Below are 13,981 nucleotides of genomic sequence, written 5' to 3' on the forward strand. Positions count from 1 at the left end.
ATGGCCGATGAGCCACCGATCGTTCGAGTCGGCCGCGCGCCCCTCCTCCCACAATGGGGAGGGGCGCGCCCGCCAGTCACGTCCATTCCTCATCGCTGGCCCGCTCTACCGCTTGCCAAAGTTTACAAAACCGCTGCCGGGCACACGACGCGCATAGAGTATCGTGTAGCCAGCGTTGAAGACACTGTTGGGATGACGAAACGAGGAAACCATGACCGACGATATCCGGAACGTCGCGGACCCGACGCCCCCTATCGAGCAGCCGGACACCGATCGGATGCCGGCTGAGGACACGGGCGAGCAGACGACCCAGTCCCCGATCCCCGTCCTTCCCGGCACCGAGGCACAGGATGCCTACGAGGGCCTCGACGCCTCGGATGCCGAGGCGTACGCCAAGCTCAAGGCGCGTCGCGCCGAGCGTCGCCGCAAGAAGCTCATCAGGCGCGGCATCATCGCGGGAGCGATAGCCGCGGTCGCCCTCGTGGGGGTCGTGGCGGTCAACCTGCTCACCCAGGAGCCCGAGGCCGTCTTCGAGCCCATAACCGATATCGCCATCGCAGGCACCTACACCGATTCGGTGGATGCGCGCGGCTCGCTCGAACCGCTGTCCTCCACCGTCGTGACGCCCGCCGTCTCGGGCACCATCGCAGAGGTGCGCGTCGCCGCAGGCCAGCAGGTTCAGGCGGGCGACGTCCTCATGATCATCGACAACCCCGAGCTCGACCTCGCGGTCAACGAGGCGCTGCGGTCGCTGCAGGCCGCCGAAGCCGACCTTGCCGCAGCCAAGCGCGCCCGCACCGACGCCTACAACGAGTGGTACGCCTACGACGAGGTCACCGACGAGGAGGGCAACGTCATTCCCTACGCCGGCGCCGACCCCGCCGCAGCCGAGGATTCCGTCGCGGCAGCCGAGCGGGCCGTGGCGAGCGCCCAGGCGAGCTACGACCAGGCCGTCGCCACCGCGGGCCAGCGCACCGTCACCGCGCCGAGCTCCGGCAGCATAGTCGCCATGAACGCCCAGGTGGGAGCCGACCCCAGCGAACCGGCCGCGAACTCGACGGGCGCCTCCGGGCCCCTCGTGCAGATCGCCGACCTGTCCCAGATGAAGGTCACCATCCAGGTGAGCGAGGAGGACATCGCGCGCGTGGCCGTGGGCCAGACCGCACAGGTGAGCTTCCCCGCCTTCGACGACATCATGCTCCAGGGCACCGTGCAGAACATCGCGTCGATCGCCTCGGGTTCGGGGGACATGATATACATGGGTGACTCCTCGGTCTCCTTCGCCGTCGACATCCTGATCGACCAGCCCGACCCGCGCCTCAAGCCCGGCATGACCGCGCAGGTCACCCTCATCACCGAGCAGCTCGACAACGTCGTCATGGTGCCATCCATGGCGCTGTCCACCGATGACGGCATGAACTACTACGTCATGGTCGAGACCGACCCCGAGACGCATGAGACGGAACGCCGCGACGTGACCGTCGTCGCGCAGAACGACAGCTACGCGGTCGTCGGGCGCGTGGAGGGCGCGGGGCTGCAGGCACCCGAAGACGAGCCGGAGATACCCCCGTCGCCTGTCGCCGACGGCGAGATCATCGTCATCTCGGGCGGCTCCATGAGCATGGGTGACGGAGCTGTCGGCTCAGGCGCCGCCTCTGCGGACGCGCTGTAGGGCGTGGCCATGAGACCCGTCATCGACATGCGCGGCATCCACCGCATCTTCGAGACCGAAGCCGGATTCGCGCATGTGCTCCACGATATCGACTTCACCGTCGACCCCGGCGAGTTCGTCGCCATCACCGGCCCGTCCGGATCGGGCAAGTCGACCCTCATGAACATACTCGGCTGCCTGGACACCCCCACCTCGGGCACCTATCTGCTCACGGGCCTCGATGTGGCCGAGCTCACCGACGACGAGCTCGCCGAGGTCCGCGCGACCCAGATCGGTTTCGTGTTCCAAAGCTTCAACCTGCTGCCGCGCATGACCGTGCTGGAGAACGTCATGCTGCCGCTCGCCTACACCGATTGCCCGCGTGCCGAACGCGAGCGCCGTGCCGTGCGCGCCCTGTACTCCGTCGCGCTCGCCGTGGACCATTACGACCACCGCGTGAACGAGCTGTCCGGAGGCCAGATGCAGCGCGTGGCCATCGCTCGCGCGCTCGTGAACGACCCGGCCATCATCTTGGCCGACGAGCCAACCGGAAACCTCGACTCCCACACCGGCGCCATGGTCCTCGAGACGCTGCACGCCCTGCGGCGCGCCGGAAAGACCATCGTGCTGATCACCCACGATCCCGGCGTGGCCGCCCAGGCGGACCGCACCGTCACCATCCGCGACGGGCGGCTCTACCATGAAGATGAGCGGCATGGGACGAAAACGAGGCGCCGCGGCGTGACCTCGCCCGCCGAGATCACGCAGGTGCTGGGCCGCCGCCCGATCGTCGATACGCCAGACCCCGGAGCGGGCAGGCCGGAAGCAGACCCTTCCGCGAGACGCCCGCTTTTCGCCGTCCCGTCCCCTATGGGACACCCGCACCGGAAGACGGCCGCCGTCTTGGGAGGAGGTGCTCTCTCATGAGCCTGCGCGACCTGATCCGCGAGGCGCTCCGCTCGCTCGAGGCGAACCGAGGGCGCAGCCTGCTCACCATCCTCGGCATCGTCATCGGCATCGCGGCGGTCATCGCCATGACCTCGCTCATCGGCGGGGTCCGCAACATGCTCGTCGAGGGGCTGGGGCTCAACGCCGCGCGCGCCGTCTACATCTCCCCCATGTACCAGATGACCCAAGACGACGTGGACGACCTCAGGCGCCTCATGCCCGAGTACGAGCTGATCGAGGGGTCCGCGTACGGCTACGCCCAGGTCTCATCCGACAGCGGGACCGTCGACGTGGGCATCACTGGCGCCAACGCGTCGTACCTCTCCATGACCGGTCAGGTCCGCCTGGCCGAGGGACGCCTGTTCACCACGCAGGAGGAGACGGGCGGCGCGCGCGTCGTGATCCTTGACCGCGCCGGCGTGCAGGCGCTGTTCGGCAGCGCCGACGCCAGCGTCGTGGGCAAGACGGTGCGACTCGACAACAAGGACTACACCGTCGTCGGCATCGACGAGAGCATGCCCATGTCGGGCAGCGGGAGCGGCAGCACCTACATCACCGTGTACATGCCGCTCGCCACCGTGCTCGCCGACTTCAGCGGCGGATACGAGTACCTTTCGCAGGTGGTGGGCATCGCCTACGAGGGCGTGGACATCGATGCGCTCATGGAGACCACCAAGACGCAGGTCGCCGCCGTCATGGGCATCCCGGACGATCAGATCGACGAGGGCGTCTACGTCTACTCGATGAAGTCTCAGATCGACTCCATGAACGGCTTCATGAACTCCTTCTCGCTCATCATGGGCGCCGTCGCGGGCATCTCGCTGCTCGTGGGCGGTATCGGCATCATGAACATGATGCTCACGAACGTGACCGAGCGCATCCGCGAGATCGGCGTTCGCCGAGCCCTGGGTGCGACCCGACGCGACATCACGTCGCAGTTTCTCGTGGAATCGTCGGTGGTGTGCGTGACCGGGGGCATCATCGGTACGGTGCTGGGATACCTCATCTCCTGGGGCCTTTCCATCGGCGCGTCATCGCTGGGGCTGGTCAGCGCCATGGGCGGCATGGAGGGGGCCTCCATCTCCCCCATGATCTCCCCCGAGGCGATCGCCGCGGCGGTGGGGCTGAGCATAGCCATCGGACTCGTCTTCGGGTTCTATCCGGCTCGCCGGGCGGCACGGCTCGACCCGGTTGAATGCCTGCGATATCAGTAGGTTGCGTTGCCGCGTAGCGGTCGGCTTGCCGTGATTGCGGGGCGAACTTCTGGGGACAGTCCCTTTTTGTTCACGACGGCGCATGTGCGCCGTCGTGAACAAAAAGGGACTGTCCCCAGAAGTTCGCCCGGGATGCCGTTCGGCCCCGCTTTGCGTTCTGCCCCCGCAGGGCCATCGAGCCCCGCCCGGTTTGACTTCCTGCTCCGGTCGTGCTATTAGTTTGCATGCACACTGTTTGTATACAAACTGTTTGGAGCCATGCGTGGAACACCGTCGATCCGAAAGCCTTCCGGGGGATATCCGACCCATACACCATGAGCTGCTGCGCGCCTTTTCCCATTCGAATCGCGCCATGCTCTCCAGGACGCGCGCCCTCGGCCTCAAGCCGGGCCAGCCGAAGGTCCTTGAATACGTCGTCGATCACGAGGGGTGCACGCAGCGCGCCATCGCGGACGCCTGCGTGATGGACCGTTCGACCACGACCAGCATCCTCGCGCGCATGGAAGCGGAAGGCCTCATCGCACGCAGATCGGACGAAGTCGATCGGCGCAGCTCGAGCGTCTATCTCACCGACTCCGGACGCGAGGCCGCACGACGTGTTCTCGCCATCTGCAACGAGGTGGATTCGCTCGCCTGGAACGGTTTCACCGACGAGGAGCGCTCATCGCTCTCCGATCTGCTCGCACGCGTCATCGACAACCTGTCACATGATGAGGAGTCCCTCTAAAATGATCAATTCAGCTGCATCGACCGCAGGCGCGGCTTCCGGGCTGCGCGCCTCCCTTGGCGGCGACCGCCTGGCCCGCCGCTACCTCTGGTTCATCCTCGGCGTCGCCATCAACTCGTTCGGCGTCGCCTTCATCACCAAGGCCGCCCTCGGCACATCGCCGATCTCGAGCATCCCCTATGTCCTCGACCTTGCCTTCGCGCCCACCTTCGGTGAATTCACCTTCATCCTCAACACGGTCTACGTCGTGCTTCAGATCGTCCTGCTCCGTCGCGACTTCAAGCCCGTACAGCTCCTTCAGCTCGTCGTGAACCTCGTCTTCAGCGCACTGATCGACGTCAGCATGTCGCTGCTGTTCTGGCTTGACCCGACCACCCTTCCCCTGCAGATCGCATCCCTGCTCGGAGGATGCGCGATCCTCGGCTTCGGCATCGCGATGGAGGTCGCGCCGAACGTCATCGTCGTGCCGGGCGAGGGCATCGTCCGCACGATCTCGGCGGTCACGCGCAAGCCCTTCGGAACGTGCAAGGTTGCCTTTGACGTCACGCTCGTCACGATCGCCGTCATCTTATCCTTTGCGCTGTTCGGGCGGCTGAACGGACTCGGCGTGGGAACAATCGTGTCCGCCCTGCTCGTCGGGCGCCTGTGCAACCTCATCAACCTGCACGTGCCCCTCATCGCGCGCATCGCCCGCCTCACGCGCTCGGCACACGGCGCCCCGGAAGACGCGCTGTAGGAGTCCCGGCGCATCGCTTTTGAGACGGACCTCCGCACGGCAGATGCGCACGAGCGGATACGGCGACGCTCGCACGGCACAGGCCCTTGTTCATTCATGAATGAGCGAGGGCCTGTTCTGCGTTTCCGCAGAATTCTTTTGTTTGACACCCCTGTTCATTCACGAATGAGATGCAGGCGATACCCACAGCGAGCGCGGAACCTATGGGACTGAGTTCACCTCTGTGCCGAAGGCGCCCGCTTGCCCCACCTCACAGGTAGCGTGTGAGGAAATCGAACACGCGATTCCTGTAGCGAACGGGGTCTGCATAGCTGCACGCCCCATGGCCCGCGCCCTCGAACACCGCCTTCTCCTTGATTGGGCTCGCGCAGGCGCTGTAGACCTCGTCGAGCATGCGGAAGGGCACGAACACATCGTCGGTGCCGTGGATGAACAGCATGGGAACGCGGGCACGCGCCAGGCGCTTGACGGCGCTCGCCTCCTTGAACCCGTAACCGGCGCGCACGCGGCACACCGCTTCGGCGGCATCGAGGAGCGGATGGATCGGCAGGTGCATCAAGTCGTTCATCTGGACGACGAACTCGTCCCAAACGCTCGTGTATCCGCAGTCGGCAACGATGCAGCGCACATTGTCGGGGAGCTCGGCGCCCGAGGCCATCATGACCTCGGCGGCGCCCATCGAGACGCCGAAGAGACCGATGCGCGCTTGGGGGTCGAAGGCGACGAGCGCATCGATCCATCCCAAAAGGTCGCGCGCGTCGAGCCATCCCATGCCGACATACCGGTCGCGGTTGCGCTCGAAGCCGCGCGCCGCGGGAAGAAGGACCGAACACCCCATGCCGTGTGCCGCACGGGCCTCGCGCGCAAGATCGCTCGGCTGCCCGCTGTATCCATGGCAAAGGACCAGGTAGCGGTGCGCGGTATCGGGGCTCGCGCTATCGCGCCGACCGTCATCGCCGGGTATGACGCCGGATCCCCAGATACGCCACCCGTGCAGCTCGCCCCCGTCGTGAGGGCGAATGGAAATATCGCGCTTGGACTGCTCGAACCACCGGCGCGCATCGGCCAGCGCGGGGTCGGAGCCCATGGCGGCGGCATCGACCCCGGTCACCTCGCCATCGTTGATGCGCGCCATGATGGAATGCTTGGCACGGGGGTTGAGCGCAAAGTCGAACAGCGCGTTGCCGGCGACGGCGAGCCCGGCGCCGCCTGCTGCGGCCGCACACGCTGTGATCACCCCAAGAGCTTGAATCATAACCATCCCTTCAATAAGGAAGCGCGCCCCGGGCGGAGCGCGCAGATCGTTCGTCTACGGTTGCGGATCGTGAGGACGCTGCTTCGCAAGCCTGGAAGGCGACACCGTGATGCCGTCGACCGCGCGGCGCACCTGCGTCCCTCGCTTGCGAGGCGCGCGTTTCGGCTGCCGTGCAGCGGGTGCAGCACCACCGGGACGCCCGATCGCATCGGCACCCTTCACGGCAGCGGCCTCGACCTGCTCGATAGCCGCAGTCTCCGCGGCGGATGCTGCGGCGGCGACTGCGGAGGGAGCGGACTTGACGTGCTTGTCGCGACCGAACCGGGCGATCGCGCGATCCCAGCGGTCATGGATGCTCGCGTTGTGCGAGCTCTTGAGACCGAGCAGCGGGGCGGCCAGGATCGTCGGCGCGATGAACGTGATCAGGCGCCACAGCAGATAGCCCGCCGTGGCCGCGCTGCCGTAGAAATGACCCAGAAACAGCGCGAAACCGCCCTCGGCGCCGCCCGTTCCGCCGGGCAGAGGGACGGCGGAAGAGAGCAGCTGCACGAAGGCGCTCGCCGCCATGACCGAGAAGAAGTCGACGTCGTGGTGCCCGAACGAAAGCATCAGGAAGTACGGCACCAGATAGAAGAACGCGAGCTGCAGCATGGTGATCACGACGGTGAGCGCCATGGAGCTCAGGTGGCCTGCGGCAAGCTTGAACTTGTCGGAGAACGACATGACCTCGCTGTCGACGAACTCGTGCCAGCCTGCGGTCTTGTCCTTGGCCACGCCCACGCGCGCGAGCAGCGAGATGAGCCAATGCGCAACCCGCATCACCGTGCGGGGCAACAAGGCGATGGCGAAGATCGCGAGCAGGATGCAGATATGCCCGCCGAAGCTGAAGACGCTGATGAGCGTGATGTTGCCGTATTGCTCCGTGAAGAACGGCATACGGGCGATCAGCAGGATGGCGCCCCAGGCAACGAGGCCGAACTGATAGACGATGAAGCGCGTGAACTGGATGGCGCCCGCCTCGCCCACGTTCTGGCCCGCCTTGGTCAGGCGATAGATCTGGGCCGGCGTGGAACCCATCATCATGGGCGTCAGGTTACCAAAGAAGATGCCGCTCGCCTCGACGGAGATGAGGTCTCGGATACCGACCGGAGAGGCCGGGTCGAGCCACACGGCGATCGCGTAGGCGGCGATTCCGAAGATGAGATAGAGCAGCATGCTGATGCATGCGACCACAAGCCACCCGGTCTGAACGCTGCCCATAGCGTCCAGGAACTGAGCGACCTGACCGGTCACAACAAGGTAGACAACGTAGGCGATCAAGACGATGCCGATGAAGATGGCACCGCGACGCGCACCCTTGTGGTCGTCTCCCCCGGAAGCCTCGGCGGCTACCCTGGGCTTGGAAGCCAGCTTGTTAGAAGAATCCGACATGCGTCTCCTCAGATAAGCATCCGCGCGCATCGCGGACGAGAACTCTAACCCTTCTATTGTACGGTTCTTTTTCCTGCCCCTGAAGAAATCCAAAAGGCCCCCGACAGTCGCCATAGCTGTCGACAAGATAGTTGGGGGGGGACAAGGTATGAAAAAAGGCTCCGAAGAGCCTTTTAAGTTCTTGGTAGCCCGTACCAGATTCGAACTGGTGATCTCCGCCTTGAGAGGGCGGCGTCCTAAACCGCTAGACGAACGGGCCATATGTAACGGACGAATGGCTGGGATGGAGGGAGTCGAACCCCCATTGACGGAACCAGAATCCGCTGTCCTGCCATTAGACGACATCCCATTGATGCATCCGTTGCGCTCGTGCGTTGCCGCCTTCGCGCAAGAAAGTATATTAGGGGACGATGACCGGAGGCGCAAGTACTTTTTTGAAAAAGTTTGCGGTCGTGGGGAAATCATGCAGACGGCAGGTCAGATGGGTTGGTTGGGGACGGGTTCATTTCAACCCACAGAGCAGCCTGTCACGTCAAGGGGTGTCCCCAGTATGCAAAGTGCATACAAAAGGTACGTCCCCGATTTGCACTTAGGGCGAGGTGGGATTGGATTGGTATCGAGATATGAAAAAAGGCTCCGAAGAGCCTTTGAAGTTCTTGGTAGCCCGTACCAGATTCGAACTGGTGATCTCCGCCTTGAGAGGGCGGCGTCCTAAACCGCTAGACGAACGGGCCATGTGGTGTAGCGCCTTTGCGCAAAGAGAATATTACGGGATGACCGGCGCCGAGGCAAGAACAAATTTCAAGAATCTCGAAGTTGTGAAGCTCTTGCGAAGTGTGCAGGTCAGACGGCATGACTCGAGCGCGCATCGGGGGCGTCGACGTCCAGCCCCACCGATACGCGCCGCGTTGCGATGCGATCGAGAAGGGCCGGGGCGTGCGAGACCATGACGATCCCCATCCCCCGCTCCCCCGCAAGAGCAAGCAGGGCGCGCCACACCTCCGCCTGCGTCACCGCATCCAGCATAGCGCTCATCTCGTCGCAAATCAGGTAACGCGGATGAGCGAGAAGGGCACGCGCGATGCAGTAGCGCATGAGCTCGCCGCCCGACAGCTCATGGGGCAGACGGCTCAACCACTCATCCCGAATCCCGAACGCATCCATGAGCCCCTCGTCGCGCGCAGCCTGCACGGCACCGTCGACACTGCGCGCGCACGCGCCCTCGGCGAGAGAACGGCCCATGCGCATACGCGGATCGAACGCCTGCTCGGGATGCTGCCAGATCAGCTGAACCGGACGCGGCCCCCGTATGCGCCCTGATGCGACGGGCTCGCCATCGACCAGGACCTCCCCTGTTTGCGGCGCCAGATACCCCGCGAGGATGCGGCAAAGCGTCGTTTTGCCCGCACCCGAGGGAGCGCACAGCGCCACGCGCTCGGCGGGTTCGACGGAAAGCGACCAATCGCAATACAGGCTCCTGCCGCACGGATAGCTGAACGAGATGTTCCTCGCCTCAAGGCTCATCTTGTCCCCTCCCGTCCTGAATCGAAGTCTTTCGCGCTCCCCCGGTCGCGCGGCACCGCAAAACCGTGCTGCGGCATCGCGCGCCACAGCGCACGAGAGAAAGGATGCCCGAGAAGATCCGGGTCATCAAAGCTCGACGACGCCGTCTCTTCCACGATCGTTCCGTCGCGGAAGACCGCCACGCGGTCGGCGACCGACAGCGCCAGATCGATATCGTGCGTGATGAGCACGACGCCTCCCCCGCGGTCGGCAAACGAGCGCAGATCACCGAGCGCATGGACGGCAAGCTCGAGATCGAGGCCCGGCGTGGGCTCATCGGCCACGATCAGACGGGGCTCGTCCATGAGCGCGCACATCAGCAGCACGCGGCGCGCCATGCCGCCGGAGAGCTCATGCGGATACATCCGCTCGACTTCGGGGGCGAGACCGTAGGCGGAGAACAGCTCGCGCATGCGCTGCTCGCGGCGCGCCCGCTCCGATTTGGCGCACGCTCCGACCACCTGGCGCCCGATGCGCATGAGGGGATCGAGATGCTTGACGCTCTGCGGAACCAGCGAGATCCCGTGGCCGCGCAGGCACGCGAGCGAGGAGGCGTCCATGGCCTCGCCATCGAACCAGATGCGCCCCGAAACCCTCGCGTTCGGCTCGTAGAGCCCCAAGATCGCATCGGCGAGCAGAGTCTTGCCCGATCCGCTCGCCCCCACGACGGCCACCACCTCGCCCTCGTGAACCGACAGCGATAGATGATGCAGCTGCTCGCGCATCACCCGCTCGGCGCGAAAGTACGGCTGGGTCTCGTCGTACATCGAAAACGAGACGGTCAGGTCCTCGACCGTCAGCAGATGATGGTTGCCGGGATGCCGCGAGCGGGCGGCATGCGTATGGTGATGATGCCGCTCTGCGTCCGCATGGGGACCGTGCGGCATCGCGGGGAGTTCCGCTCGCTCGATCATGACTGCACCCCCTGAGGCGAAACCAGGCACCGAAGGCCCGAACCCATACGGTCGAACATGAGCACGACGAGCAGGAGCACAAGGCCGGGAAACACCGCCAGCCACCAGGAACCGGCCGTAAGGTAGCCCATGGCCTCGGATAGGATCACGCCGATCGCCGGCTGCTCGGGCGACAGGCCGAACCCCAAAAACGTGATGGACGCCTCATGGAGGATCGCATGGGGGAACAGCAGCACAAGCCCCACGAGGTACTGCGGAAGCACGTAGGGAACGGCATGGGTGAGAGCCATGCGCATCCCCGATATGCCGAGCGCGCGGGAGCACGCCATGAACGGCTGGGCGCGCAGCTGCATGATCTCGGCGCGCAGCACGCGCGTGAGGCTCGGCCAATGGGTCAACGCCACGCCCACCGTGACGCCCACCGCCCCGCGGCCGAGCGCATAGCTCACCAGGATGATCAGAATCAGATGCGGAATGCCCATGACCAGGTCGATGAGCCAGCTCACGACGGCGTCCGCGCGAGGTCCGCCCAAGGCGGCGACCGTGGCGAGCGCGAGCGCGATGACCGAGGACACCGCGGCGGACAGCGTGCCGACGGCAAGCGAGGTGGCGATGCCCGCGAGCGTGCGGGCGAGCATGTCCCGACCCATCCAATCGGTTCCGAACAGATGGCCGGCGCAAGGAGCCAGGTTCTTCTGGGCGAAGTCGGTCGCACCGGCAGCAGGCGAAAGCAGCGCCCCCGCGACCGCCACGCACACCAGCGCGACGGCGGCGAGCACGCACCCGGCAAGCCACGCGCGGCGACCGCCGCGCGCATACGGCCGCTCGATATCGTGGAAGAGCGTCAGGCCGTCCGCTTGGGCCTCACGAGGCCCCGGTTTGCTACCGAACATGGCGCACCTCCCGACGCATCCTGGGATCGATGACCCCGTAGAGCAGATTCGCCGCGAGGTTGCCCGCGAACACGACGGCCGCCGTGGCGAGCGCCAGCCCCACGAGCAGCGGGGCGTCTCCGCCCAAGCCCGCCGTCACCGTCGCCTGGCCGAGTCCGGGGTACGAAAACACCTGTTCCACGAGGACCGACCCTCCCACGATCTCGCTGATCGACGTGAACTGCAGCGTCACGGCAGGCAGCAGCAGGTTTCGCAGCACATGGCGCACAACCAGCGACATCCCTCCCTCGCCGCGCGTCCGCGCGAGGCGCACGTACTCGCTCGCCATAACGTCGATGGCCTTTTCACGCGTGTGCAGCGCGATGTTGGCCACCCCGGTCACCGACAGCGTGAGCGCCGGCAGTATCAGGTGATGAAGGCGCTCGGCCAGCGAGACGGTCGCCGCCGACGCCCCGATGGGTACGGAGAAGCCGACGGGAAACCACCCGAGCTGGACGGCGAACACCATCAGCAGCACGATCGCCAACCAAAACGTCGGCGTCGCCGACAGAACGTAGCAATACAGGCACACGGCCCGGTCGAGCAGGCTCCCCTGCCGAACCCCCGCCGCGATGCCGAGTACGAGCCCGAGCACGCCCGAAATGAGCCATGCGGAGACAAGCAACAGCGCCGACCCGGCGAGGCGATCGGCGACCACCTCGGTCACGGGCGCGTTGAAGCGCAGGCTGTCACCGAAGTCCCCCCGAATCGCATCCGAGGCCCACTGCCCGTAGCGCTCCCACAGCGGCTCGCCCACGCCCCAGCGCTCATCGAGCTGCTCGCGCTTCTCGGCGCTCATCGACAGCAGCGCGGCCTGTCCGGTATTCGCCTGGACGGGATCGATGGGCGACGCGCTGACCAGTGCGAACGTGACGATGCTGACCGCGACCATCAGCAGGGCGAAACGCGCTACCTGGACCGCGGCGTACCTCAGCGCGCCGATCATGCCTCGCTCCAGCTCCAGCGGTCGACGTTGTTGACGAGCGACCAGCCGTGTCCGTGCGGATGCGGCTTCTGGTCGGCCACGTCGAGACCCGTGCGCTTGAAATAGAGGTGGTCGACGTTCGCGATCCAGCACCACGTCGCCGCCCCCTGCGGCGCGATTCCCTCGGCACCGTCCCACTGGGCGCGCTTCCAGTATTCGTACGAGGCCTCGATATCGGTCTGGGCAAGCGCCTGGTCGAGATAGGCGTCGACCGCCTCGCTCTCATAGCACGCGTAGTTGCCCCAGCCGGAGGAGTAGTTGAGCTCGTAGACCTCGACGGGCGAATTGGAGCCCCATCCCCACAGAACGGGCTGCTCGAACTCATGCGGGTAAATCTCATCCCAGCTCCCGCCGCGCGGGGTGACCTCGAATCCAAGGTCGGCGAGCTGGTTGGCCATCTCGTTCGCGATGGCCTGGCGGACCGAGTCGTCGGACGAGTACCACAGGTCGAAGGCGGCCCGGACCCCGTCCTTGCTGCGCACGCCGTCGTCCCCGAGCGTCCAGCCCGCCTCGTCGAGCATGGCCCTCGCGGCATCCGCATCGAAATCGACGCGCATGTCATCGCTCGACCACGGCATGCCGTCGCCCACGCTGTACGCGAGCCCGCCGTAGCCGTTGATCACGTGATCGATGACCGCTTGGCGGTCGATGCCCATGTTGATGGCGCGGCGCACGCTGACATCGCAGGTCACGTCATTGCCCATGGGATACTCCGCGTCGCCGTCCATCTTGGTGCCGCCCGCGGGCACCGTCGGCAGCGACATGCCGCGCGAGTCGACCGTGTCGTAGGCCACGAGCTCGTAGCCGTCGAATGCCTGCTCGGAATGGGTTGCGTAGGTGTAGGCGATATCGACCTGACCGGCGCGGACGGCGGCAAGGGCCGCATCCTCGTCCATGAAGACCACGACGACGCGCTCGATCAGGGGGGCCTCGCCGTAATAGTCGGGATTCGCCCGGAATATCGCCTGCTGGCCCCGGTCCCATTGCTCGAGCATATACCGGCCCGACCCGATGGGGTTCGCACCGTAGCCGTCGCCGTAGGCGTGCTCCGGGACGATGCCCAGCACGGCAAGCGTGTAGAGCAGCGCGTTGTAGGGCTTGTTCAGGTGGATCTCGACGACCGTATCGGAGACCGCCGTCGCCTGGTCGACCATGGAGAGATCCGCCTCGGACGTGGTTCCCTTCGCGACGGCGTTCACGGTGAAGGCGACGTCGTGCGCCGTCAGCGGCTCCCCATCGGTGAACACCACGTCGTCTCGAATGGTGAACGTCCATACCAGGCCGTCATCCGAGCACAGGTACTCGGTGGCCAGGTCGTTGACGAAGTTCAGATCCCGGTCGGTGGTGATGAGCGTCGACTGGATGAGCGGCTCGTGCACATGCTCGCCGCACCCCCAGGCAACAAGCGGGTCGAATCCCGCAGCCGGCTCGCTACCTGCATTCATGGCAACGATGACCTGCGATGTCGCCTGGACGGCAGAGGACCCTGCCGCCGAACCGGAATCGCCCTCATCCGAGCAGCCGGACACAGCGCCCGTCACCGCGACCGTCGCGGCGATCGAGGCGCCCAGAAAGCCGCGGCGCGTCAAGATCGTGTCGGTTGAGCGCATGGCCGTATCTCCTTG

General features: G+C 65.7%; 12 protein-coding genes and 3 tRNA genes. 5 read left to right on the plus strand and 10 right to left on the minus strand.

Annotated features, from left to right (window positions below; all coding sequences use genetic code 11):
* The first annotated feature begins 211 nt into the window (after positions 1-211).
* The 5 genes from B5F74_RS01230 (at position 212) to B5F74_RS01250 (ending at position 5,276) form a co-directional block, all read left to right on the plus strand.
* A complete protein-coding gene (locus B5F74_RS01230) occupies positions 212-1,672 on the plus strand; it encodes an efflux RND transporter periplasmic adaptor subunit (RefSeq protein WP_087199326.1) in 1,461 nt (486 codons plus the stop codon).
* Between the two features lie 9 nt (positions 1,673-1,681).
* Positions 1,682-2,578 carry an ABC transporter ATP-binding protein gene (locus tag B5F74_RS01235; protein WP_275531971.1) on the plus strand — a complete coding sequence of 299 codons (897 nt, stop codon included), beginning with the start codon at positions 1,682-1,684 and terminating at the stop codon, positions 2,576-2,578.
* Positions 2,575-3,813, plus strand: a complete 1,239-nt coding sequence (locus B5F74_RS01240; RefSeq protein ID WP_087199327.1) for an ABC transporter permease — start codon at positions 2,575-2,577, stop codon at positions 3,811-3,813. The genes B5F74_RS01235 and B5F74_RS01240 overlap by 4 nt, the downstream gene beginning before the upstream one ends.
* Before the next feature lie 262 nt (positions 3,814-4,075).
* A complete protein-coding gene (locus B5F74_RS01245) occupies positions 4,076-4,540 on the plus strand; it encodes a MarR family transcriptional regulator (RefSeq protein WP_158095653.1) in 465 nt (154 codons plus the stop codon).
* A 1-nt stretch (position 4,541) separates the two neighbouring features.
* Positions 4,542-5,276 carry a DUF6198 family protein gene (locus tag B5F74_RS01250; protein WP_239283309.1) on the plus strand — a complete coding sequence of 245 codons (735 nt, stop codon included), beginning with the start codon at positions 4,542-4,544 and terminating at the stop codon, positions 5,274-5,276.
* A gap of 250 nt (positions 5,277-5,526) precedes the next feature.
* Here the strand turns inward: B5F74_RS01250 and B5F74_RS01255 are convergent, their stop codons facing one another.
* From B5F74_RS01255 to B5F74_RS01300, 10 genes are all read right to left on the minus strand, one after another.
* Positions 5,527-6,531: an alpha/beta hydrolase gene (locus B5F74_RS01255; RefSeq protein ID WP_158095654.1), complete on the minus strand. Its 1,005-nt coding sequence runs from the start codon at positions 6,529-6,531 to the stop codon at positions 5,527-5,529.
* A 54-nt stretch (positions 6,532-6,585) separates the two neighbouring features.
* Positions 6,586-7,962, minus strand: a complete 1,377-nt coding sequence (locus B5F74_RS01260) for a lysylphosphatidylglycerol synthase transmembrane domain-containing protein (protein ID WP_087199333.1) — start codon at positions 7,960-7,962, stop codon at positions 6,586-6,588.
* Between the two features lie 182 nt (positions 7,963-8,144).
* A tRNA-Glu gene (locus B5F74_RS01265) sits at positions 8,145-8,221 on the minus strand.
* Between the two features lie 16 nt (positions 8,222-8,237).
* A tRNA-Gln gene (locus tag B5F74_RS01270) sits at positions 8,238-8,311 on the minus strand.
* Between the two features lie 308 nt (positions 8,312-8,619).
* Positions 8,620-8,696, minus strand: a tRNA-Glu gene (locus B5F74_RS01275).
* A 109-nt stretch (positions 8,697-8,805) separates the two neighbouring features.
* Positions 8,806-9,486 carry an ATP-binding cassette domain-containing protein gene (locus B5F74_RS01280; RefSeq protein WP_087199335.1) on the minus strand — a complete coding sequence of 227 codons (681 nt, stop codon included), beginning with the start codon at positions 9,484-9,486 and terminating at the stop codon, positions 8,806-8,808.
* Positions 9,483-10,439, minus strand: a complete 957-nt coding sequence (locus B5F74_RS01285) for an ATP-binding cassette domain-containing protein (protein WP_087199336.1) — start codon at positions 10,437-10,439, stop codon at positions 9,483-9,485. The genes B5F74_RS01280 and B5F74_RS01285 overlap by 4 nt, the downstream gene beginning before the upstream one ends.
* On the minus strand, positions 10,436-11,332 hold the full coding sequence (locus B5F74_RS01290) for an ABC transporter permease (RefSeq protein WP_087199338.1): 897 nt from the start codon (positions 11,330-11,332) through the stop codon (positions 10,436-10,438). The genes B5F74_RS01285 and B5F74_RS01290 overlap by 4 nt, the downstream gene beginning before the upstream one ends.
* The gene (locus tag B5F74_RS01295; protein ID WP_087199340.1) at positions 11,322-12,317 is read right to left on the minus strand and encodes an ABC transporter permease; all 996 of its coding nucleotides are present in this window, start codon (positions 12,315-12,317) and stop codon (positions 11,322-11,324) included. The genes B5F74_RS01290 and B5F74_RS01295 overlap by 11 nt, the downstream gene beginning before the upstream one ends.
* Positions 12,314-13,966 carry an ABC transporter substrate-binding protein gene (locus B5F74_RS01300; protein ID WP_087199342.1) on the minus strand — a complete coding sequence of 551 codons (1,653 nt, stop codon included), beginning with the start codon at positions 13,964-13,966 and terminating at the stop codon, positions 12,314-12,316. Before B5F74_RS01300 ends, B5F74_RS01295 begins: the two co-directional genes overlap by 4 nt.
* Positions 13,967-13,981 lie beyond the last annotated feature (15 nt).

It is taken from the genome of Collinsella sp. An271, assembly GCF_002159695.1.
GTDB classification, from domain to species: Bacteria; Actinomycetota; Coriobacteriia; order Coriobacteriales; family Coriobacteriaceae; genus Collinsella; species Collinsella ihumii.